The sequence below is a fragment of the Kordia sp. genome (genome assembly GCF_050633145.1).
Lineage (GTDB): Bacteria > Bacteroidota > Bacteroidia > Flavobacteriales > Flavobacteriaceae > Kordia.
Genome location: NZ_JBOEFY010000001.1, coordinates 70,060 through 70,296, shown reverse-complemented (window position 1 = coordinate 70,296; position 237 = coordinate 70,060). Strand labels below are relative to the sequence as shown.

General features: G+C 33.3%; 1 protein-coding gene. It reads right to left on the bottom strand.

The window, feature by feature from the left end:
* A partial coding sequence (locus ACRBBL_RS00395) for a tetratricopeptide repeat protein (protein WP_431367059.1) occupies window positions 1-237 on the bottom strand: 237 nt, incomplete at both ends.

The following is a 237-nucleotide window of genomic DNA, read 5'->3' as shown; positions in this document are numbered from 1 at the left end:
CCATAATATCTATTTATATATTTTAGGGTATCGTCTTTGTATCCTATGGCAAATAGTTTTAAAGCTTTATCATAATAAAATCTGGCGGAATCCATTTGTTGCATAGAACGATATACGCCACCTATTTCATGATAACTTCCAGCTGCATCTGCATAATTATGTACGCCTTCCCAAATAGAAATTGCTTTGCGAAACTCAGCTATAGCTTCTGGAAATTCATATTGAAAAAGTTTTGCA